The organism is Pseudomonas sp. TE3899 (genome assembly GCF_056279105.1).
The window spans coordinates 339,420-362,654 of record NZ_JBWBQR010000001.1 but is presented as its reverse complement, the minus strand read 5'-3'; the positions used below and the strand labels follow the sequence as shown (position 1 = coordinate 362,654).

Sequence of the window (23,235 nt, the reverse complement as noted above, 5' to 3'; positions counted from 1 at the left end):
TAGTGACCAAAACTGCACACCGGGCAGGTGCGCGTTCCGGTCACGGGGCGCACTTGCAGGTTTTCCTGTTCTGGAAACGCATCAGGGGCGTGGGGATTTAGACCCGCGATCAGCTTTCTATGAAGGTGGCGTCAGCGCCTTGTGCATGGGAATGGCGTGAAGCCCCGCCACGCTGAAGGTTTCGGCGCTGGCGCGATAACCCAGGCGCCGATAAAAGGCTTCGCTGGTGCGGGTGCTGTTGAGGTGTACCTGGTGCACGCCCTGATTGAGCAACCAGGCTTCGAGGTCGTGAATCAAGGCCTGCCCGGCGCCGCGACGAAACCATTCCGGCTGCACGTAGCAGAAGGCGATTCTGCCGCTGATCGCCGCCATGGCCACGCCGATCGGTTTGTCCTGAAGCAGGGCAATGCTCAGGTAAAACCGTTGGTCGGTAAGCCAGGTGTGGATATGTTCGGCGGTTTTGTTGTGGGTCCAGGCGGCGACGATTTTCGCGTCGTTGCGGTGGTCGAGTGCGCAACCGATACGGATCGAGCGATCAACGATGCGGCTGATGATTCCGGCGTCGGCAGGCGTTGCGTTGCAGATGTGCAGGGCTGTTTCCATGGCGCTGTTACCTCAATCCATTGAGTCAAAGCTGCCGGGAAGATAGCCCCGAGGGCGGCTGGATGGCTAATGGAGAGAAGTTACATTTGATGTGCTACACAGATCCCGTGTAGGAGCAAAGCTTGCTCGCGAAAGCGGTGTGTCAGGCAACGACGTTGTTGAATGACATGCCGCTTTCGCGAGCAAGCTTGGCTCCTACAGGGGTTGTGGTGTCAGACCGTTTGCAGCGGCATCGTCAGTTCAACCCGCAACCCGTCCGGCCGGCTGTCGAAATGCAACGTGCAAGCACAGCGCTGAACAATCGCCTGAACAATCGCCAACCCCAGCCCGCAACCGGTGCTCTGGCCGTTGCGCCAGAAGCGCTGGGTCAGGTGCTGCAGATCATCTTCGGCAATCCCCGGTCCATGGTCGCGGACCACGAAACGCACGCGGTTGCCGGTGGTTTCCAGGCTCAGTTCCACCGCACCGTCGCTCGGGGTATGGCGCAGGGCGTTGTCCAGCAGGTTGCGCAGCGCGGCAATCGACAGCACCGCGGGCATTTGCACCGGGGCGGCCGAGCACTTCGCCGGCGCTTGAAACTTGATGCGCTGGCGATCACCGCTGGCGGCGTCCTGAATCGCCAGTTTCGCCACCTGCTCGGCGCTGCATTGCACGCCGTCATCGAATGACAAACTGCCCTCGACCCGCGCCAGCAACAGCAATTGTTCAAGGGTGCGGTGCAGGCGATCGGCCCCCTCCTCGGCCCGGGCCAGGGATTGATCCCGCGCCGCGCCGTCGGTCATGCGCGCCACTTGCAGGTGGGTCTTGATCGCGGTCAACGGGCTGCGCAGTTCATGGGCGGCGTCGCCGGTCAGGCGACGTTCGCGCTCGATGGTGCGGCCGATGCGCTGGAACAGTTGATTCTGAGTATCGAGCAACGGCTGCAACTCGCTGGGCAACGGTTGGATCTGCAACGGTTCGAGGGAATCGGCGCTGCGGCGCATCAAGGCATCGCGCATGCGATTGAGCGGCGCCAGCCCCTGGCCGATGCCCAGCCAGAGCAGGCACAGGCAACCGAGCAACGCCACACCGACTGGCACCGAAGCGGCCAGCAGGATCGACATGTTCAGGGCTTCGCGCTCGATCTGCCGGTCCGCCGTGGTGATGCGCAAATCACCGCGTGCCAGGGTGAAACTGCGCCACGGCGCGCCATCGATCATCTGGTCGTGGAAGCCCATTTTCTCGGCTTCCAGTTTCTGTTGCGGGTCGGTGTGGCTGCGGGCAAGGATTTCACCGCGCAGCGAGCTGACCTGACAGGCCATGCCACCGGGGACGTTCAATTGTTCGGCACTGAAATGCGTGCCCTCGCCCTTGGTCGGCAGCGCCGGCAATTGCTCCATCAGCCCGGCAACCATCCGCGCCGAGGCCACCAGGCGCTGGTCGAGGGAAAACATCATCTGGTTACGCAGGTCGCTGAGCATCCAGGCCGCCGCCAGCGCCCAGATCAGCGCAAACGCGGCGCCGAGGGTCAGGCTCAGGCGCAAACGCAGGCTCATCACTTCGATTGATCTCCGCCATCGGCTGGCCCGAGGCGATAGCCCAGGCCGCGCACCGTTTCGACGATGCCATTGCCGAGTTTACGCCGCAGGTGATGGATATGAACGTTGAGCGCATTGCTTTCCAGCTCATCGTTGAAGCCGTAGACGCTGTCTTTCAATTGCTCGGTGGACAACACGCGGCCACGGTTGTGTAGCAAGGCTTGCAGCAGCGATTGCTCGCGCCGCGACAAGTCCACCGGCTGGCCGGCGAGCAGGGTTTCGCGGCTGCTCGGGTCGTAGGTCAGCGCACCGTGCTCGATCAGGTTGACGCTGCGCCCGGCCACCCGCCGCAACAAAGTGTGCAGGCGCGCGGCGAGTTCACGCAGGTCGAAGGGTTTGAGCAGGTAATCGTCGGCGCCGGCCTGCAAACCATCGACGCGGTCGGTGACCGAGTCCCGCGCCGTCAGGATCAGCACCGGAATTTCCAGGCCACCATTGCGCAATTGTTGAAGCAACTTGAGGCCATCTTCGTCCGGCAGGCCGAGGTCGAGCACCATGACGTCAAACTCGGCGACCTTGAGCATCGCCCGCGCCGACGATGCGGTGGCGACATGTTCCACGGTCAGGCCCTGGGCGGTGAGGCCGGCGACGATACCGCTGGCGATCAGCTCATCGTCTTCACAAACCAGTACGTGCATGGGAGCTCCATCAGCCAAAAAAGGCGAGTCAAACAGAGAAGGATTAAGCCGCAATTATGGCAGGGCCACAACCGATCGGAATGGAGGGAGGCCAGCGACGCCGCAGCGGTATAGGACGCTATAGCCCCGAACAGCGTTATTCAACAGGGCGTTATTTAAACAATCAAACTTCCAGAAGAAACAATCTTCAATACTTTGCAACTATACAGCGCCCCGACCCACTCACTAACCTGCCCACCCATCGCACTGACAACCACACCTTATTTAAAAGATATTTTTATATGCCCGCACTTAGCAGCTTTGTTGCCGTCGATTGGCGCTCCGGCCCCGACCAGATCTATTTCTTCTTTAAGGAAACCAACACTTATTCACGTTTCAGCATCGCTGACAATCGGGTGCCTTCGGGTTATCCTCGGCCCGTTCCGTCCCACTGGGATACCTTTAACAACGCACAAGATCTTCGCTTCGGATTCAGCACTACGGGAATAAGCCCTGCGCAACCATTCGGGTTTGATTCAGATATCTTATGGCTGTTCTATAAAGAAGACGGCGTTCCCATGGTCTGCAAATATGATCAGGATACGGACAGCGTCAATGGCACCTACCGACTGGTGGACTCCATCTGGTATCAACTGCTGCCCTTTTTCGACAACATCGTTGCAGGTACATGGTGGCAAAGATCACCGCAGCCTCGCTTATTTCGTTTCCTGATGAATAACGGGCACTTCCTGTCCCTTAACCTCGCTATCAATAAACTGAACCAAGAACCCATCACCCATAAAACCTGGCCGGGACTGGAGCCGTACAAGGACCGAATCATCACAGCCGCACAAAATGACCGGACATTCGCCCACAGTTACTTCTATATTTTTCTGAACGATAACGAGTACCTGAGATACGACGTCCAAGGCAACAGATTGGACGCCGGTCCCATTGCCGTGGATGACGTCTCCTGGCCCGGGTTATTGCGCAACTGAACACGTCACTTCAATTTGAAAGGAATCAATAAATGCCAGTGCTTAAAAACGTGGTTGCCGTCGATTGGCGCGCCGGGATGGACCGCTGTTATTTCTTTTTCAAGGACAGCCACACATATTCCCGTTTTGATATCGGTGATAACAAAGTTGCGCAAGGCTACCCCGCCAACGTCAGTGCCAGCAACTGGGATGACTTCCATTCCCATGTCAAGAACCTGCGCTTTGGATTCACCACCACCGGGATACACCCCACTCGCTCGGGAATCAACGGCGTAGATTCAGATATCTTATGGCTCTTCTATTATGAAGAGGGTTTGCCCATGGTCTGCCAATACGATCAGGACACTGACAAAGTACACAGTCTTGCCCGCTTGGAGGATTCACCGTGGAATTCCCTGAGTCCTTACTTCAGTCGCATTGTCGCTGGCACCTGGTGGCAAAATTACCGTGATGTGCAACTGTTCCGGTTTTTATTGAATGACGCAAAGGCGCTCTCCCTTGATCTGCGCACAAACAAACTGACCCTGGAAGCCATTACACACACCACGTGGCCCGGCCTGGAAAACTATAAACATCGCATCATTACCGCTGTACAAAATGATCGAACCTGGGCAGACAGCTATTACTACATCTTTCTGACTGATAACGAATACATCCGATACAACATCCCGAAGAACAAGGCTGAATCAGGCCCGATCAGAGTGGATGACGTAAGCTGGCCCGGATTGTTGCGAGACGGAAATGGTTGAGGGTGCAGAATACGATAAATATGTAACGCACCCCGCCCTGCTTTGCTCAATACCCTGTGTGGACGTTCAATCAACTCACTCACACAGGTATTGACCATGCAAGCCTACCCCGACGATTTAACCGCCCTGTTCAACCTGCTCAACAACGTGACCGCCCTGATCGCCGACTTGAACATCCATCAGGAAAACGCCCGCAAAAAGGGACTGGAACTCTACAACCTCGGCAGTTTCAGGGCGTCGGAGCCCTACCTGACCATCGCGGCCGCCGCCGGTGAACGGGCCTCGCAATATGCCTTGGGCGAAGTGCTCAGGCGCCGTGAAGGCAGCGTCACCGAGGACGCTAAAAAGTGGTACCGACTGGCTGCCGCCCAAGGCGATGTCTACGCCTTGTTACGGCTCGGCGACAGCGACTCGCTGGACACGGCGCGGCAACTCCTGACGCCCCGTATCGAACAGGGTGATGGTGAAGCCATGCTGCAGATGTACGAGCTGACCCGGGAGATCAAGTGGCTGAAAAAATCGGCCAACACCCGATTCCCGGAGGCCATGTACATCCTGGCGTTGGCGTACGACCGGGATAACAGCCTCGTCCCCCAGGGCCAGGATGCCGACACCCTGATTGATGTGTGGCTGCGAAGGGCCGCCCTGGCCAATCTGCCCCTGGCAATGAACTGGTACAGCAATCGCCCGGAGGTGACCCGGTTCCCATCGCTAAGGCGTGAATGGCTGGAAAAGACCGCCAATGCGGGTGATCTCTACGGCATGCTCAAATATGGCTTCGCCGTCGGCCACGGTGAAAGCGGACGCGACCCGGAATACGGCTACGCTAAAAACTATCCCTTCAGCTATATGCTGATCTGGCTGGTGGTAGACGCCGCCAAGGAGTATCAACTTCACAACAGCGCCACTACGTTCCTGACAGAACTGGCCAAGGACATGAGCCAGGAACAAATTGACCAGGCCGTGGGTTTTGCCCACAGCTGGAAGAGCACCCATCCCCCCATGTCGGAGAACCGCCTGACCTATCACGGCGCCTGACCCGTGCCATGACGTTGTGACCCGATCTCGTTGCCGGGCTGGCCCGCCCGGCAACCTTCTATTAATCACCGGTTAATCGCCGCCCACCATTGTGCTTCTCACTTGCACCGGGACAAGGCTTAACCCATGCGTCGATTGTTTTTCCTCTTTGCTCTCTTGATCTCGGGTCTGGCCCAGGCCGGGACCAATCCGTTTGAAACCAAACCCGACTTTCTCCCCGTCGAGCAGGCCTTCATCTTCACCTCCGAACGTCTTGAAAGCGGCGAAACCCAGCTGTTCTGGCAGATTGCCGACGGTTATTACCTGTATCAGAAACGCCTGAAACTCGATGGCCTGGCCCCGCAGCAGATGCCGGTGTTGCCCGAGGGCGAGTCCCACAGCGATGAGTTCTTCGGTGAACAACCGGTGTATCGCCAGGGCCTGGAACTGAAGATCCCGGCCGGTGCCACCGGTCAGATCAAAGTCGGGTTCCAGGGCTGTGCCGATGCCGGCCTGTGTTATCCGCCGCAGACCCAAGTGGTCGATCTGGGTGGCGTGGTGGCAACAGCGATTGCCAACGAAGCCCCGGACCAGGCCCTGGCCAGCAACCTGCAACAGCGGGCGCTGGGCTGGAGTTTGCTGGTGTTCTTTGGTCTGGGCCTGTTGCTGGCGTTCACCCCTTGTACGCTGCCGATGCTGCCGATCCTTGCGGGTTTGATCGTTGGCAGTGGCGCCACGCCCAAACGCGGTTTCGCCCTGGCCAGCAGTTATGTGATCTGCATGGCGCTGGTTTACGCGGCGATGGGGGTGCTGGCGTCGTTGCTCGGCGCGAACCTTCAGGCGCTGCTGCAAAACCCGTGGCTCTTGGGCAGCTTCGCCGCAGTGTTTGTGTTGCTGGCGCTGCCGATGTTCGGCTTCTTCGAGCTGCAATTGCCGGTGGCGTTGCGCGATCGCCTGGAAAATGTCTCGCGCAATCAGCGCGGTGGCAGTCTGATCGGCGCCGGTGTGCTCGGGGCCTTGTCCGGTCTGTTGGTCGGCCCGTGCATGACCGCGCCTCTGGCCGGCGCCCTGCTTTACATCGCCCAGAGCGGCAACGCGGTGCATGGCGGGCTGATTCTGTTCGCCATGGGCATCGGCATGGGGATTCCGCTGTTGCTGCTGGTGACCGTTGGCAACCGTTTCCTGCCCAAGCCCGGCGCCTGGATGAACTTGCTCAAGGGCGTGTTCGGTTTCCTGTTCCTGGCCACTGCGCTGCTGATGTTGCGCCCGGTGCTGGATCAATCGTTGTGGGTCGGCTTGTGCGGCGCCTTGCTGTTGATCGCTGCTTATAGCGCCTGGAAGCAATCCGAAGGGTTTGGTCGAGTGGCCCAAGTGTTCGGCGCCAGTTCGTTGTTGCTGGGGGTGTGGGGCAGTCTGTTGATGGTCGGTGCGGCGGGTGGCAGTGATGATCTGTTCAAGCCGTTGCAGGTGTATAGCGCTGCACGGGCAGACGGCGCCCCGGTCGGCCACGACGCTTTCACGACGATTAAAGATCCCGCCGCGTTGCAACGGGAACTCGACGCCGCCCAGGCCCAGGGTCAATGGGTGCTGCTGGACTACTACGCCGACTGGTGCGTGGCGTGCAAAGTCATGGAAAAACAGGTTTTCGCCAAACCCCAGGTATTGGACGCGCTGAAAGATGTGCGCTTGCTACGGCTGGACGTCACCGCCGACAATGCCGCCAGCCGCGAGCTGCTCGGCCGCTATAAAGTGCCGGGGCCGCCCAGCCTGTTGTGGATCGGTGCCGATGGCAGCGAGCGCCGCAGCCAGCGCATCACCGGCGAGGTGGATGCCGAGACTTTCCTGCAACGCTGGAACACTACCCGAGAAGCCCGTTAATGCTGACCTTTACCCTCGGCACCTTTGCCATCGCGCTTAACCACCTGCTGCTGATCAGTGCCCTGGCGCTGGCGACCTTTGTCGGCTGGCGGGTGGCCAAGCGTGGCGGCGACAACCCCGAGTCGGTGCTGTTCAGCCTGTTCCTGCTGGGCATGCTGGCGGCGCGGGTCAGTTTCGTGGCGGTCTACTGGACCCACTATCGCAACGATCCATGGCAGATCATCGACCTGCGCGACGGCGGTTTCCTCGCCTGGCCCGGGGTGATCGTGCTGGTGCTGGCGGCGTTGTATCGCGGCTGGCGCCGGCCGGGATTGCGGCGGCCATTGGGGTTCGGCGTCGGCAGCGGTTTGCTGTTCTGGCTGCTGGCGACCTTCTCCCTGAGCCTTTACGAACAAGGCACGCGCCTGCCGGAGATCACGCTGCGTAATGCCGCTGGGGAAACCGTGCAACTGACCGACTATCAGGGCGGCCCGCTGGTGATCAACCTCTGGGCCACCTGGTGCCCGCCATGCCGCCGGGAAATGCCGGTGCTGGAAAAGGCCCAGCAACAACGCCCGGACCTGACCTTCCTGTTCGTCAATCAGGCCGAAAGCATGCAAAGCGTCAGCACCTTCCTGGAAACCCAGGGCCTGAGCCTGTCCAACGTGCTGTTCGACGGCAGTGGCCGCCTGGGCCAGGCCGTCGGGTCCATGGCCTTGCCGACTACGCTGTTCTATAGCAACGACGGTCGCCTGCTGGGCAGCCACCTGGGCGAATTGTCGGAAGCCAGCCTGGCCCGCGCCCTGGAAAACTTCGACGCCCCCACTCCCGCCACAAGGAAATTGCCATGCCCCGCCTCCGCCACTTGCTGACCCTGACCCTGGGCGCAGCCCTGCTGCACCTGCCGTCGGCGCAGGCTGTTGAAGAACTGCCCGAGGCGATCAAGAAGATCGAAGCCAAAGGCGCGAAAATCGTCGGCCAGTTCGATGCCCCCGACGGCTTGCGCGGTTATGCGGCGCAATACCAGAACCGTGGCATGGCGCTGTACCTGACCCCGGATGGCAAGCACGTGTTGCTCGGCAACCTGTACGACGCCGACGGCAATGACCTGAGCAGCGCACCGTTGCAGAAACTGGTCTACGCGCCAATGTCCAAGGAAGTCTGGGGCAAGATGGAAGCGAGCAACTGGATCGGCGACGGCAACAAGGACGCCCCGCGCGTCGTCTACCTGTTCAGCGACCCGAACTGCCCTTACTGCAACTTGTTCTGGGAACAGGCGCGGCCGTGGGTCAAGTCCGGCAAAGTGCAGCTGCGGCACATCATGGTCGGCATCATCCGCGAAGACAGCCCGGGCAAATCCGCCGCACTGCTGGCGGCCAAGGACCCGAGCAAAGCCCTGGCAGAACACGAAAAGGCCGGCAAGGAAAGCGCGCTCAAAGCCCTGAAAGACGTGCCCCCGGCGATCCAGGCAAAACTGGCAGCCAACATGCAGTTGATGGAAGACCTGGAGTTGCAGGCCACCCCGGCGATTTTCTACATGGACGACAAGGGCGAGTTGCAGCAACAGCAAGGCGCGCCGTCGCCGGACAAGTTGTTGAAGATCCTGGGGCCGAAGTAATCCCCACCGACGCCTTCGCGGGCAAGCCTCGCTCCTACGGGTTTTGCGTCGGCCGCATATGTTGATCGTTCCCACGCTCTGCGTGGGAATGCATCCTCTGACGCTCTGCGTCACGCCTGCGAAGGGACGCGGAGCGTCCCGGGCGGCATTCCCACGCAGAGCGTGGGAACGATCTTGATCAGCGCTGCGCCAAAAACTTCAACAAAGTCTCGGTGACAAACCCGGCATTCTCCAGATTGGAGATATGCCCCGCCTCCGGCACCAGCACACACGGGCAGCCAATCAACTCAGCCATCTCTCTGGCTTCCGATGGCGGCCGCGGCTTGTCCTGATCGCCGCACATCACCAACGTGGTTTCAGCATCCAGTTCCACCAGACGCGGCAACAAATCATCCCGGCCAAAGGTAATGCGCCCCATCGGCACAATGCTCTCGCGCAAACGCTCCGCCGGCAGCGCCGCCAGGGATGCGCGGAAATCCTGATACAGCGCCGACTGCGGATCGATGCCCGGACGGAAGAAAATCGGCACCACGATATCCAGCAACTGCGGCGCGATCACGCCGCTGTCTTCGATCTGTTTGAACAGCGAAAAATAGTACTGGCGCGTCGGCTCGGGCTCGACACCGACGTAAGTGTCCATCAGCACCAGGCCGTTGAGCCGCTCGGGTGCCGACAGCGCCAGGCGTACGCCCCACATGCCGCCGACCGACAACCCGACCAGGGTGACGCGATCGATGTCCAGATGGTCGAGCAATGCCAAGGCCTGGCGCGCGATGTCATCCAGCGAGGTCGTGCCTTCGGGGAGTTTTCCGGATTGACCGTGGCCCCAGAGGTCCAGGGCGATCACCCGGTACTGCCGGGACAACGCGGCAATCTGCGGCGCCCACATGGCCTGGTCCCACAGATAGCTGCCCGCCAGCAGCACGGCGGGGCCAGTGCCTTGGTCGGTGTAGTGCAGGGGTTGTCCGTCTATTGTTGCGAAGGGCATCAGCTGTCTCCTCACCAAAATGGAGGGGGAAGACTGGGCCGCTGTGGCTTGGCAGTCAACCTTGGGGTGTCTGGGCTGACGCCTTCGCGGGCAAGCCTCGCTCCTACAGGTATGTGTCGATCACAAGGGTTGTGATCACTCGATACCTGTAGGAGCAAGGCTTGCCCGCGAAGAGGCCATAACAGACGCTAGAGAATCAAAGCCCCTCCAACTCCGCCATCAGGTCATTCAACCGATCCACCTTCTCCTCGGTGATGTCACTCGCCGCCAACCCTTCGATGTACTCGGCCAATTCCTCCACCGAACTGCACTCGAACATCGCCCGCAGCGGCACGTTGCGTTGCAGGGCTTTTTGCACCCGCGAGGCAATCTGGGTCGCCAGCAGCGAATGGCCGCCCAGTTCGAAGAAGTTGTCGCGCACGCCGACCTGCTCGACCTTCAGCACCTCAGCCCAGATGTCAGCCAGGGTCTGCTCCAGTTCATTGCGCGGCGCCAGATAGTCCTGGCTCTGCAACTGACCGATCTCCAACGCCGGCAAGGCCTTGCGATCCAGTTTGCCGTTGGCATTGAGCGGCAGTTTGTCCAGCCACAACCAGTGCAGCGGCACCATGTATTCCGGCAGCTCGGTGCGCAGGCGTTGCTTGATGCGTTCCAGGCGTTCGCTCGGGTTGAGCGCCGAATCCGCCGCCACCAGATAGCCGACCAGATGCTTACCGTTGACGCCTTCCTGCACACCGACCGCCCCGTCGCGGACTTCCGGTTGCTCATGCAGACGCGCTTCGATTTCCCCCAACTCGATGCGGTAACCGCGAATTTTCACTTGATGGTCGATGCGTCCCACGTATTCCAGTACGCCATCGCTACGCCGACGGGCCAGGTCGCCGGTGCGATACAAACGGTCCCCGGGTTCGCCAAACGGGTTCGGCACAAACACCTGGGCGGTGCGCAGCGGGTCGCTGACATAACCACGACCGACACCCGTGCCGGCAACACACAACTCCCCCACCGCGCCCAACGGCACCAGTTCCAGCGCGCCATCGAGCAGGTACAAACGGTTGTTGTCGGTCGGCGTGCCAATCGGCAAATAGCTGCCGCGAGTCGAGGCCATGTCGACGCGGAAGAACGCCACGTCATCGGAACATTCCGCCGGGCCATAGGCGTTGACCAGCCCGATGTCCGGGTAGCGCAACAGCCATTGGTGCGCCAGTTCCGGCGGCATCGCTTCACCGGTCGGCAACATCCAGCGCAGACCGTCGAGGCTCATGCGCTCCTGGGCGAGCATGCCCTGGATCAGCGACGGCACGCTTTCCAGCACGGTGATGCCCTGGCTCTGGACGTGGGCCAGCAAACCTTGCGGATCGTGGGCGATGGTGTTCGGCACGATGTCCACCCGCGCCCCGAACAGCGGCGCGGCGAGGAACTGCCAGACCGAAATATCGAAGCTTTGCGACGCGGTTTGCGCGATCACATCGGCGGTGCTGAGGTTCAGGTACGGCACTTTGCTCAACTGGTTATTCAGCATGCCGCGCTGTTCGACCATCACGCCTTTCGGCAACCCGGTGGAGCCCGAGGTGTAGATCACGTAGGCGAGGTTATCCGGGGCGCTGTAGATGCCCGGGTTTTGCACCGACACATCGCCTCGCTTGCACCTCTTCCCAGACCAGCAACTTCGGCCGATTGGCACACCCAAACTCTTCCAGCAATGCCACCGCTTGCTCACGGCAAGCCTGGGTGCAAACCAGCAACGGCGTGCGGCTCAGGTCGATGATGCGGCTCAGGCGCTGACTCGGCAGACCCGGGTCCAGCGGCAGGTAACCGGCACCCGCCTTGAAGCTGCCGATGATCATGCCGAGCAGATCGAGATTACGTTCCGCCAGCAACGCCACCGGTTGATCCAGCCCGACACCCGCTGCGATCAACGCATGACCGAGGCGGTTACTGCGCTGATTCAACTCGACATAACTGTGCAAGCGGTCGAGGCAACTGGCAGCGATGCGCTGCGGATGCTGGGCGACCTGGGCTTCGAACAGCTCGACGTAGCTTTTCTCCAACGGGTAGTCGTGTTCGCTCTGGTTGCAGCCATGGACCAGGAAGTCCTGTTCCTCGGCGCCCAGCAGCGGCAAGTCGGCCATGTCGCCATGGAAGCCTTCGACCAACGCCAGCAACAGTCGCTTGAACTCACCGAGCATGCGCTCGACCGTGGTTTCGTCGAAATAACGCTGGTCGTAGGACAGGTGCAAGCCGAGGTCATCCCCCGGATAGCACACCGCCGTCAGCGGGAAGTTGGTGTGGGTGCGGCCCGAATCCGAGGTGGCATTGAGGCTTTGCGCACGGTCCAGCACCGAGACTTCCACCGGGGCGTTTTCGAACACGAACAGGCTGTCGAACAGCGGCTGGCCTTTGGGCAATTCGCTGTTTTCCTGGATCGTCACCAGCGGCAGGTATTCGTACTCGCGCAGTTGCATGTTGCTGTCGAGCAAGCCGCTGAGCCATTGGCGCACGCTGACACGCTGATTGTCTTGCGGCATCTTCACCCGCAGCGCGATGCTGTTGATGAACAGCCCGACGGCGCGTTGCATCTGCGGCATGTCCACCGGACGCCCGGCCACCGTGACGCCGAACAACACGTCGCGATCACCGCTCAAGCGCCGCAGCACCAGGGCCCACGCCGCTTGGGCGAAGGTGTTGATGGTCAGTTGATGGGCCTGGGCCAGTTCACGCAGTTGCGCACCGTCGCGGGCATCGAGCCGGGTGTAGCGGTCGCCGACGACCATGCCGCCGCTGTCGCCCGCATGTTCACGCAGGAACGGACGGTCGCTCGGGATCGGCGTGGTGCGCTCGAAGCCTTGCAGGTTGGTTTTCCACCACTGCCGCGCCTCGGCCAGGCTCTGGCGTTGCAGCCAGCCGATGTAGTCGCGATAGCGCGGCGGCACGGCCAGTTGCGCGTCCCGGCCTTCGCCCAGAGCCATGTAGATTTCAAAGAAATCGTTCATCAGCAGCGAGCGGCACCAAGCATCGATCAGGATGTGGTGGTTGCTCATCATGAACCAGTAGCGCGCCGCGCCGACCTTGATCAGGCGCAGATGGAACGGTGCCTGGTTGAGCAGATCGAACCCGGCTTCACGCTCGGTTTTCAGCAGTGTTTGCAGCTTCGGTTCTTGCTCGGTTTCGGCGATAGCAGTCCAGTCGAGGTACTCGATCGGCGTGCTGCCCGGTTTGTGGATAACCTGCAACATGTCTTCGCCGACGTTCCAGCAGAACGACGCACGCAGGGCTTCATGACGGGCGATCACCGCTTGCCAGGCCTGGGCGAAACGCTCGGGGTCGAGTTCGCTGTTGATGCGGTAGCGGTCCTGCATGTAGTAGAGGCCGGTGCCCGGTTCCAGCAAGGTGTGCAGCAACATGCCTTCCTGCATCGGGGTCAGCGGGTAGACGTCTTCGATCACGGCCGCCGGGATCGGCAGCGCGTCGAGTTGCGGCTGAGTGAGCTTGGCCAACGGGAAGTCCGAAGGTGTCAGGCCTCCAGCGTCGTCTTGCAGGCAGTGCTCGATCAGGCTTTGCAGCTCGCCCAGGTAGGCGTCCGCCAAGTCGCTGATGGTCTGCGGGTCGTGGCGTTCGGCGCTGAAGGTCCAGCGCAGCACCAGTTCGCCGCCGTAGACCTGACTGTCGACGCTCAGCTCATTCGGCAGCGGCGCATGGGGATCGTGGGCCGCACCGACCGGTTCATCGAGGGGCCGGAACAACGCGTCCGCGCCGAAGCTCTGGTCGAACTGGCCGAGGTAGTTGAAGGTGATCGGCGCCGCCGGCAGTGCGGCCATGGTCTGGCGGCACAGGTCGTCGGCGAGGTAGCGCAGCACGCCATAACCCAAACCTTTGTGGGGCACGGCGCGCAGTTGCTCCTTGATCGCTTTGATCGAGGCGCCCTGCTCCGCCGCTGGCACCAGACGCAGCGGATAAGCGCTGGTGAACCAACCCACGGTGCGGGTCAGGTCGATCTCGTCGAACAGGGTTTCGCGGCCGTGGCCTTCGAGTTGAATCAACGCCGATGCGTGACCGCTCCAGCGGCACATCACCCGAGCCAACGCGGTCAGCAGCAGGTCGTTGACCTGGGTGCGATACGCGCTCGGCGCCTGTTGCAGCAATTGCCGGGTGCACTCGGCATCCAGGCGTACGCTGACGGTTTGCGCATGCCGATTCTGCTGCCCGCCCTGAGGGCGATCACACGGCAGCTCGGCACTTGGCCCGGCCAGTTGCGACTGCCACCAGCTCAGCTCTTCGCGCAGGGATTCGCTGCCGGCGTAGGACTGCAAGCGTGCGCTCCAGTCCTTGAAGGCGCTGGTCTTGGCCGGCAACTTGACCGACTGCTCGGCGTCGAGTTGACGGTAGACCGTTTGCAGATCGTCCAGCAAAACCCGCCACGAAACACCGTCGACCACCAAGTGGTGAATGGCGATGAACAAGCGTTGCTGACCTTCCGGACCATCGACCAGCAAGGCACGGATCAGCGGCCCCTGTTCGAGGTCGAGGCTGCGCTGGGCATCGGCGAACAACGCCGGGCATTTGTCCATGGACGTGACGCGCACCTGCCACAACACCGGGGTGTCGTTGATCGCCTGGTGCTCGGCTTGCCACTGGCCATTCGGCCTCGGTGAAGCGCAGGCGCAAGGCGTCGTGCTGCTCGATCACCGCCAACAGCGCTTGCTCCAGGCGATGGGGTTCCAGGGCCAGGGTCGGTTCCAGCAGCAACGCCTGGTTCCAGTGCTGACGCTCAGGGATGTCGGTGTCGAAGAACCAGTGCTGGATCGGGGTCAAACCCGACTCGCCAACCAGCAAACCTTGCTCGGCGCTGACCTGCTCGGTACGGTTCGCCACGGCGGCGAGGGTCTGCACGGTCTGGTGCTGGAACAGGTCGCGCGGGCTGAAGTGAATGCCCTGCTGCCGTGCGCGGCTGACCACCTGGATCGACAGAATCGAGTCGCCGCCCAGTTCGAAGAAGTTGTCGTTGAGGCCGACCTGCGCCACGTTCAGCACGTCGCACCAGATCCCGGCCAGGGTCAGCTCCAGTTCGTTGCTCGGCGCCACGTAGTGCTGGCGGTTCAACTCCGGGTCCGGCGCCGGCAGTGCGCGACGGTCGAGCTTGCCGTTGGCGGTCAGCGGCATGCTGGCCAGCAGGATCAGGTGCGTCGGCACCATGTAGTCCGGCAGTTGCGATTTGAGGTGGGCTTTCAGGGCTTCGCGCAGGGCGGCTTGTTGCACTTCGTCCTGTTCGGCCACTTCAGTCACCAGATAGCCGACCAGTTGTTTGCCGCTCGGCGCATCCAGCGCCAGGACCACGGCTTCACGGATGGATTCGTGCTCCAAGAGGCGGGTTTCAATCTCGCCCAGCTCGATGCGGAAACCACGGATTTTCACCTGATGGTCGATACGGCCGAGGTACTCGACCAAACCGTCGGCACGCTGGCGCACCAGGTCGCCGGTGCGATAGATGCGCCCGCCATGGTCGGCAAACGGATCCGCAACAAAACGCTCCGCCGTCATCCCCGCCCGTTCGTGATAACCCTGGGCCAGGCCGGCACCGCCGACGTACAACTCGCCGGTCGCGCCTTGGGGCACCAAGGCCAGGTCGGCGTCGAGGATGTACACCACACGGGCGCCGATCACGCTGCCAATCGGCACACTGCCCAGGCCTTCTTCCAACACTTGCGGGGCCAGACTGGCCAGCGGCATCACAACCGTTTCCGTCGGGCCGTAGGCGTTGAAGAACAGGCCCGGTTTGAACGCCGCGCGAATCCGCGACAGGTGTTCGCCCGTCAGGGCTTCACCGCCGGTGATGATCATGCGCACCGGCAGGGTTTCGCCCTGGGTCGCCAGCCATTGCGCCAACTGGCTGCCGTAGCTGGGGGTGAAGCCGAGGATGTTGATCCGGTGCTGGCGAATCAGGCTGCAAATTTCTTCCGCGTCCCATTGCCCTTGGGCACGCAACACCACTTGCGCACCACTCAACAGCGGCACCAGCAGACGCTCGGTGGCGGCATCGAAGTTGATCGAATAGAAGTGCAGTTCGCAGTCGTCGGGACGCATACCGAAACGCTCGATCACCGCTTGGCAGTGCATGGCGATTTCGCCGTGGGACACCACCACGCCTTTCGGTTTGCCGGTGGAGCCCGAGGTGTAGATCAGGTACGCCTGATGTTGCGGCAGGCTGATAAACGGCAGCTCGGTGGCCGGGTAATTGGCCAGTTCGGCGGCATCGTCTTCCAGGCACCAGCGGGCCACGGTCGCCGGCAATTCACCGAGGGCGTTGAACAGGGCGGTGTCACTGAGCAGCAGACCAATGCCGCTGTCTTCGATCATGTAATGCAGGCGATCGAGCGGGTATTCCGGGTCCAGCGGCACGTAGGCACCGCCGGCCTTGAGAATCGCCAGCAGGCCGACGACCATTTCCAGCGAGCGCTCCAGCGCCAGGCCCACCCGAACCTGCGGGCCGACACCCCGCTCACGCAGCACCCAGGCCAGGCGATTGGCGCGGCTGTCGAGTTCGGCGTAGCTCAGGGTTTGCCCGGCGAAGGTCAGGGCCGGCGCATCTTTACGCACCAGGGCTTGTTCGCTGAACAGGTGATGGATGCATTGGTCAAGGCGATGTTCGCCCGGTTCGATGCCGAGGCTGTCGAGCAGGTTTTGCTGTTCGGTGGTTTCGAGCAACGGCAGTTCGCTGAGGCGCTGATGCGGATCGGCGAGCAGCGCTTCCAGCAGATTGCGCCAATGCCCGGCCATCCGTGCGATGCGCGGTTCGTCGAACAGGTCGGTGCTGTACGTCAGGCAGCAACCCAGGCGATGGTCGAGGTCGGTGACTTCCAGGTTGAGGTCGAACTTGGTGGCGCGGGCATCGTTGGCCAGGTACTCGACGGTCATGCCGGCCAGGGTGCGGCTCTGCTGGAATTCCCAGCGCTGCACGTTGCACATCACCTGAAACAACGGGTTGTACGCGGCGCTACGCGGTGGTTGCAGGGCTTCCACCAGATGATCGAACGGCAGGTCTTGATGGGACTGGCCTTCGATCACCGTGTGGCGAACCTGCTCGAACAACTCGCCAACGGACATCTGCCCGTCGAGTTGGCAACGCAGCACTTGGGTGTTGAGAAATGCGCCGATCAGCCCTTCACTTTCCGGGCGAATACGGTTGGCCACTGGCGCACCGATACGCAGGTCGGTCTGGCCGCTGTAGCGGTAAAGCAGCACGGCCAGGGCGGCGGTCATGGTCATGAACAGGGTCAGGCCGTTTTGCGCGTTGAAGGCTCGAGCCCGGGCGGCGAGATCATCGCTCAGGTCGAAACGGAACAGTTCGCCCTGATGGCTTTGTACCGGTGGACGCGGACGGTCGGCGGGCAATTCCAGCAGCGGATGTTCGCGGCCCAGTTGCGCGGTCCAGTAGTCGAGCTGGCGTTGACGTTCGCCGGATTCCAGCCACTGGCGCTGCCAGACGCTGTAATCCAGGTACTGCACCGGCAGCGGTTGCAGCGGCGATTCGCGGTCATCGACGAAGGCCTCATAAAGTGCACTGAGTTCCCGGGCGAAGATGTCCATCGCCCAGCCTTCGGTGACGATGTGGTGCAAGGTCAGCACCAGGTAGTGTTCCTGCTCGGCGGTCTTGACCAGGCAGGCGCGCAGCAGCGGACCGGTTTCCAGATCGAACGGTTTGTGCGCTTCGTCATCGGCCAGGGTCTGAACCCGTTGCTCGCGCAGGTCGGCGTCCTGGGCCGAGAAATCTTTCCAGTCCATGCGCAGGCCAGTGTCAGCATGCACCTGTTGCCGGGCCACGCCATCGACGCTCGGGAACGTGGTACGCAGGGTTTCGTGGCGCATGATCAGCGCTTGCAGCGCCGCTTCGAACCGCCCGACATCCAGCACCCCGCGCAGCCGCGCCATGCCACCGACGTTGTAGGCCGGGCTGTCCGGCTCCATTTGCCAGAGGAACCACATCCGTTGTTGCGAATAGGACAACGGCACCGCTTGGCTGCGGTCGACTTTCTCGATCGGCGGCTGCTGGTTGGTTTTGCCGCTGGCCTGGACCAATTGGACCTGCTCGGCGAAGGCGCCCAGTTCGCTGTTTTCGAACAACGCCCGCAGGGGCAATTCGACGTCGCAGGCCTGGCGGGTGCGGGAGATGATTTGTGTCGCCAGCAGCGAATGACCGCCGAGGGCGAAGAAATCGTCGCGCAGACCGATTTGCTTCTGGCCCAGCACTTCACGCCAGATGCCGGCGATTTGTTGCTCCAGCGTGGTCACGGGTTCGACGTGTTCGCGCACTTGCCATTGCGGTTCCGGCAAGGCGCGGCGCTCGAGTTTGCCGCTCGGGCTCAAGGGCATTGCATCCAGGCGCATCAACTGCGCCGGGACCATGTAGTCCGGCAGCTCGGCGGCCAGCGCGGTTTTCAGGCGTTGGGTTTGAACATCAATGTCTTCGGCGGAATCGGTTGAGGTGTAGTAACCGATCAACTGGCCGCCAGCGGCCGTTTCGCGCACCAGTACCACGGCTTGGGCGACGCCGTCCTGGGCCAGCAGGCGCGCTTCGATTTCTTCCGGCTCCACCCGGAAGCCGCGCAGTTTGACCTGCTGATCGAGACGGCCGAGGTACTCGATCACGCCATCAGCGGTCCAGCGCGCACGGTCGCCGGTGCGGTACAGCCGCGCACCGTTCTCGCCCAATGGATCGACGACAAACCGTTCGGCAGTCAGGGACGGACGACCGAGGTAGCCACGGGCCAGGCCGATACCGCTGATACACAGTTCACCCGGCACACCGGCCGGCACGGGGTTGAGGTCGCTGTCGAGCACGCGGCAGATCACGTTGCCCAACGGCCGGCCAATCGGCGAACGCTCGCCATCGGCCGTGGTGCAATGCCAATGAGTGACGTTGATTGCGGTTTCGGTCGGGCCGTAGCGGTTGTGCAGTTGCACGGCGGGCAGTTGCTCCAGCACGCGGTTGCGCAGTTCGGCAGGCAAGGCTTCGCCACCGGAGAACACCCGGCGCAGGCGGGTGCATTCGGCGGTCAACGGTTCTTCGATAAACAGCGCCAACAGCGGTGGCACGAAGTGCAGCGTGGTCACGCCGTATTGCTGGACAAGCTGCGCAATGCGATGGGGATCGCGGTGCTCGCCGGGGCCGGCAATCAGCAAACGCGCACCGGTGATCAGCGGCCAGAAGCATTCCCACACCGACACGTCGAAACTGATCGGCGCTTTTTGCATCAGCACGTCGGTTGCGTCGAGGCGATAGGTGTTCTGCATCCATTGCAAACGTTCGGCGAGGGCGGCGTGGGTGTTGCCGACGCCTTTGGGCTGACCGGTGGAGCCCGAGGTGTAAATCACGTAGGCCAGGTTGTCGCCGTGCAGGTGCAAATCGGGTGCCTGGCTCGGCCAGTTCTCCAGGTGCAAGGCGTCCATCGCGATCACGCTGACACCGTCGGTGGCCGGCAAGCGCTCGAGCAATTCGGTCTGGGTCAGGAGCAATTCGACGCCACTGTCGCTGAGCATGTAGGCCAGGCGTTCGGCCGGGTAATCCGGGTCCAGCGGCACGTAGGCGCCGCCGGCCTTGATGATCGCCAGCAGGCCGATCAGCAATTGCGGCGAACGCTCGGCGGCGATGGCCACGCACACATCCGGGCCCACGCCTTTGTCGCGCAGGTAATGGGCGAGGCGGTTGGCCTGGGCGTGCAGTTCGGCGAAGTCCAGTTGGCCGCCGTCCCAGATCAGCGCGGTGCGTTCCGGGGTCAGGCGCAGTTGTTCATTGAGCAATTCCGGCAGCCATTGGCTTGCCGGTGTGCACGGGGCCACGCTCCACGAGGCTTGCTGCTCATGCTCTCCTGAGGTCAGCAAGTGCAGGTCACCAATGGCTTGTTGTGGACGTTCGCAAACGTCGCGCAGCAGGTTGGTGAAGTGCTCGGCCAGGCGCTCGATGGTCGCTGCATCGAACAGTTCGTCGGCGTAGTCGAAGGACAGGCTCAGGCGACCATTTCGGTCCTCCTCACTGTGCAGTTGCAGGTCGAACTTGGCCTCGCGGCTGTGCCACGGCAGTTCTTCGGCGAGCAACCCCGGCAGGCGGCGCAGGGCGCTCAAGTCGCGCTGTTGGTGGTTGAACATGACCTGGAACAAACCGGACTCGCGAGCATGGGGGAAGGCTTCCAGCAGTTGCTCGAACGGCAAATCCTGATGGGCTTGCGCACCCAACGCCGCTTGGCGGGTTTGTGCCAGCAGCTCTACGAACGGCAGACGCGAATCGACGTCGGCACGCAGCACTTGGGTGTTGATAAAGAAGCCGATCAGCCCCTGGGTTTCCAGGCGTGGACGGTTGGCGTTCGGCACGCCGATGCGGATATCGCGTTGGCCGCTGTAGCGGTGCAACAGGCTCTGGAATGCCGCGAGCAATAGCATGAACGAGGTGGATTCGTGGGCCTGGGCGGTCTGGCGAATGGCTTCGCTCAGGCTCACGCCCAACCGCACGGAGTGGCGGGCGGCGCTGTGAACGTGATGCGCGGAACGCGGATGGTCGGTGGCCAGACTCAGCACCGGATGCTCATCGCCCAGCTGGTTTTTCCAGTAGGCCAGTTGCCGCTCGCCCTCGCCTTGGGCCAGCCATTGACGCTGCCAGCCGCCGTAATCGGCGTACTGGGTCGGCAATGCCGCGAGCGTGGCTTTCTGGCCTTGGGACGCCGCCGCATACAGCCGCGAGAACTCGTCGATCAGCACGTTCAGCGACCAGCCGTCGGCGATGATGTGGTGCATCGTCACCAGCAGTTGATGGTCCTCGTCGTCGAGACGTACCAGGGTTACCCAGAGCAGCGGGCCCTTTTCCAGATCGAACTGGGTGCGGGCTTCGTCTTCACGGATTTGTTGCGCGCGGACTTCACGCTTATCGACGGGTAAATCACTGATGTCGATCAGTTGCAGGTTGAATTCACCGGCCGCATCGACCTGTTGCAGGGCCACGCCGTCACGTTCGAAGAAGCGCGTGCGCAGGGATTCGTGGCGTTCGATCAACTGTTGGAAACTGGCGCGCAACGCGTCTTCGTCCAGCTCGCCACGCAGACGCAGGGCACCGGGAATGTTGTAGGCGCTGCTCTGGGGGTCGAGTTGCCAAGTGATCCACAGACGGTTTTGTGCCAGGGATTGCGGCATCGCTTCAATGCGCGACAGCGCGGTGATCGTGCCTTGGGCAAGACCGCCGTCGTGTTGCTGTTGCGCCACAGCGGCGGCAAATGCGCCCAGCGTCGGCGCTTCGAACAGCAGGCGCAGGTTCAGCTCAAGACCGAGTTCTTCACGCAACCGCGCGACCACTTGGGTGGCGGCGATGGAGTTGCCGCCGAGCAGGAAGAAGTGATCGTCGGCGTTGACCTGTTTGACGCTGAGTTGCTCGCGCCAGATGTTGGCGATCAGGGTTTGCAGCTCGGTAGCGGATTGCTCAGCCAGGATGTTTTCGGCGTCTGCCGAGGGAAACAGCGCATAACTGTCGAGGCTGCCATCCGCCAGGCGATTGCGGCACGCCGAGCGCTGCAGTTTGCCGCTGGAGGTCTTGGGCAATGCGCCGGGGTTGAGCAACACCACCACGCTCGGCGCTTCCTGATACGCCTCGGCCACCGCTTGGCGGATGGCTTTGATCAGGGCGTCGGGTGGGAGGATTTTCTGCACGCTGCGGCTGATTTCCGCAGCGATACCGATGCCTTCCTGGCCGTCGATAGTGACCGCGAACGCCGCGACGCGCCCCTTGCGCACCACTTCCACTTCACGCTCGACGGTTTGCTCGATGTCCTGCGGATAGAGGTTGTGGCCGCGCACGATCAGCATGTCTTTCAGGCGCCCGGTGATGAAAAATTCACCGTCACGCTTGAAGCCCAGGTCACCGGTGCGCAGCCAGGTACGGCCGTCGTGCTGGACGAAGGTCTTGGCGCTGGCCTCGGGGTTGCGCCAGTAGCCGTGGGCGATGCTCGGCCCGCTGGCCCAGACTTCGCCGACGGTGTTGTCAGCCAGTTCGGTGAGCGCGAGCGGATCGACAATCAGCACCGCGTGATCCGGCTGGCTGATGCCGCAACTCATGATCGCCGCGCCCTCGCCCGCTTCGGCACGGTTTTGCGCCAAGGCCTGATCGTCGACCCGCAGGTTGCCAATCCCCTGGCCACGAGGGGTGCCGGCGACGAACAGCGTGGCTTCCGCCAGACCGTAAGACGCCATGAAACTGCCCGGGGTAAAACCGCACGGGGCGAACTTGTCGGCGAAGCGTTCCAGGGTGTCGAGGCGGATCGGCTCGGAGCCGGAATATGCCACGCGCCAGCCGCTCAGGTCGAGGCGTTCCAGGGCCGATGCGCTGACCCGTTCGCTGCACAGGCGATAGGCAAAATCCGGCCCACCGCTGATGGTGCCGCCGTATTCGCTGATCGCTTCGAGCCAGCGCAATGGTCGGCCGAGGAAGTAGGCCGGTGACATCAACACGCACGGCACACCGCTGAAAATCGGCTGCAACAGGCCGCCGATCAAGCCCATGTCGTGGTACAGCGGCAGCCAGCTGACGATCACGTCGTCCGGGTTCAGGTCGATGCCGAAGCCGTGACGGATCAGCAGTTCATTGGCCACCAGGTTGCCGTGGCTGACTTGCACGCCTTTGGGCAATGCGGTGGAGCCGGAGGTGTATTGCAGGAAGGCGATGTGGTCGTGTTCAAGGTTCGGCAACACCCAGCCTTCGGCCATCGATGGGTCGAGGGTATCGACACAGAGCAGCGGCGGCGCGCCTTCAATTTGCAGCAAGGCTTCTTGCAGGCCGGCGCTGGTCAGCAGCAGGCGCGGCTCGGCGTCGCTGATGATCGACAGCAATCGCTCCTGGTGATGACGCTTGGTCGATTCCGGCGGGTAGGCCGGCACGGCGATCACGCCCGCATACAGGCAACCAAAAAACGCCGCGACGTAGTCCGGGCCGCTGGGAAACAGCAGCACCGCGCGGTCGCCAAATTCAGTCTGGGCCTGCAACGCGCCGGCAATGGTCCGCGCGCGCTGATCCAGATCGCGATAACTGAGCACCACCGTTTGATCCGCGGTCTCGGCGAGAAAACGCAAAGCGACTCGGTCCGGCGTCAGGGCCGCGCGGCGCTGGAGGGCTTGGACCAGTGTGCTGGGGAGTTCGAACGCGTCGGTCATGAGGTTTCCTGCCTGAATTCGGCTTACAA

Annotated in this window: 10 protein-coding genes and 1 pseudogene; 6 read left to right on the top strand and 5 right to left on the bottom strand. The window is 62.2% G+C overall.

Going from position 1 to position 23,235, the window contains the following annotated elements; all coding sequences use genetic code 11:
- Positions 1–117 precede the first annotated feature (117 nt).
- The 3 genes from ACZ89E_RS01700 to ACZ89E_RS01690 form a co-directional block, all read right to left on the bottom strand.
- A complete protein-coding gene (locus ACZ89E_RS01700) occupies positions 118–603 on the bottom strand; it encodes a GNAT family N-acetyltransferase (protein ID WP_476254695.1) in 486 nt (161 codons plus the stop codon).
- 212 nt (positions 604–815) lie between these two features.
- Complete coding sequence (locus ACZ89E_RS01695; protein ID WP_149661795.1) at positions 816–2,141, bottom strand: ATP-binding protein; 1,326 nt, start codon at positions 2,139–2,141, stop codon at positions 816–818.
- On the bottom strand, positions 2,138–2,818 hold the full coding sequence (locus tag ACZ89E_RS01690; RefSeq protein WP_133838200.1) for a response regulator: 681 nt from the start codon (positions 2,816–2,818) through the stop codon (positions 2,138–2,140). The genes ACZ89E_RS01695 and ACZ89E_RS01690 overlap by 4 nt, the downstream gene beginning before the upstream one ends.
- A gap of 56 nt (positions 2,819–2,874) precedes the next feature.
- Between ACZ89E_RS01690 and ACZ89E_RS01685 the strand changes: the two genes are divergently transcribed.
- The 6 genes from ACZ89E_RS01685 (at position 2,875) to dsbG (ending at position 9,036) form a co-directional block, all read left to right on the top strand.
- The gene (locus ACZ89E_RS01685) at positions 2,875–3,795 is read left to right on the top strand and encodes a hypothetical protein (RefSeq protein WP_463258053.1); all 921 of its coding nucleotides are present in this window, start codon (positions 2,875–2,877) and stop codon (positions 3,793–3,795) included.
- 32 nt (positions 3,796–3,827) lie between these two features.
- A complete protein-coding gene (locus tag ACZ89E_RS01680; RefSeq protein ID WP_476254694.1) occupies positions 3,828–4,544 on the top strand; it encodes a hypothetical protein in 717 nt (238 codons plus the stop codon).
- Positions 4,545–4,640: 96 nt separating this feature from the next.
- Positions 4,641–5,582, top strand: a complete 942-nt coding sequence (locus tag ACZ89E_RS01675; protein WP_149661797.1) for a tetratricopeptide repeat protein — start codon at positions 4,641–4,643, stop codon at positions 5,580–5,582.
- Between the two features lie 126 nt (positions 5,583–5,708).
- Positions 5,709–7,439, top strand: coding sequence for a protein-disulfide reductase DsbD (dsbD, locus tag ACZ89E_RS01670; RefSeq protein ID WP_476254693.1), 1,731 nt, complete (start codon positions 5,709–5,711; stop codon positions 7,437–7,439).
- Positions 7,439–8,290 carry a TlpA disulfide reductase family protein gene (locus ACZ89E_RS01665; protein WP_149661799.1) on the top strand — a complete coding sequence of 284 codons (852 nt, stop codon included), beginning with the start codon at positions 7,439–7,441 and terminating at the stop codon, positions 8,288–8,290. Before dsbD ends, ACZ89E_RS01665 begins: the two co-directional genes overlap by 1 nt.
- Positions 8,266–9,036 (top strand): thiol:disulfide interchange protein DsbG, encoded by a 771-nt coding sequence (dsbG, locus tag ACZ89E_RS01660; RefSeq protein ID WP_149661800.1) that lies wholly within the window; start codon positions 8,266–8,268, stop codon positions 9,034–9,036. The genes ACZ89E_RS01665 and dsbG overlap by 25 nt, the downstream gene beginning before the upstream one ends.
- A gap of 178 nt (positions 9,037–9,214) precedes the next feature.
- On the opposite strand, the gene ACZ89E_RS01655 is transcribed toward dsbG, so the two are convergent.
- Positions 9,215–10,024, bottom strand: a complete 810-nt coding sequence (locus tag ACZ89E_RS01655) for an alpha/beta fold hydrolase (RefSeq protein WP_476254692.1) — start codon at positions 10,022–10,024, stop codon at positions 9,215–9,217.
- Between the two features lie 196 nt (positions 10,025–10,220).
- Positions 10,221–23,206: pseudogene (locus ACZ89E_RS01650) on the bottom strand (non-ribosomal peptide synthetase).
- Between the last annotated feature and the right edge of the window lie 29 nt (positions 23,207–23,235).

Excerpts from the sequence above, each read along its gene's own strand:
- ACZ89E_RS01665 (WP_149661799.1), top strand. The coding sequence starts at position 7,439 with ATGCTGACCTTTACCCTCGGCACCTTTGCCATCGCGCTTAACCACCTG.
- ACZ89E_RS01655 (WP_476254692.1), bottom strand. The coding sequence starts at position 10,024 with ATGCCCTTCGCAACAATAGACGGACAACCCCTGCACTACACCGACCAA.
- ACZ89E_RS01700 (WP_476254695.1), bottom strand. The coding sequence starts at position 603 with ATGGAAACAGCCCTGCACATCTGCAACGCAACGCCTGCCGACGCCGGA.
- ACZ89E_RS01680 (WP_476254694.1), top strand. The coding sequence starts at position 3,828 with ATGCCAGTGCTTAAAAACGTGGTTGCCGTCGATTGGCGCGCCGGGATG.
- dsbD (WP_476254693.1), top strand. The coding sequence starts at position 5,709 with ATGCGTCGATTGTTTTTCCTCTTTGCTCTCTTGATCTCGGGTCTGGCC.
- dsbG (WP_149661800.1), top strand. The coding sequence starts at position 8,266 with ATGCCCCGCCTCCGCCACTTGCTGACCCTGACCCTGGGCGCAGCCCTG.
- ACZ89E_RS01690 (WP_133838200.1), bottom strand. The coding sequence starts at position 2,818 with ATGCACGTACTGGTTTGTGAAGACGATGAGCTGATCGCCAGCGGTATC.
- ACZ89E_RS01675 (WP_149661797.1), top strand. The coding sequence starts at position 4,641 with ATGCAAGCCTACCCCGACGATTTAACCGCCCTGTTCAACCTGCTCAAC.
- ACZ89E_RS01685 (WP_463258053.1), top strand. The coding sequence starts at position 2,875 with ATGGCAGGGCCACAACCGATCGGAATGGAGGGAGGCCAGCGACGCCGC.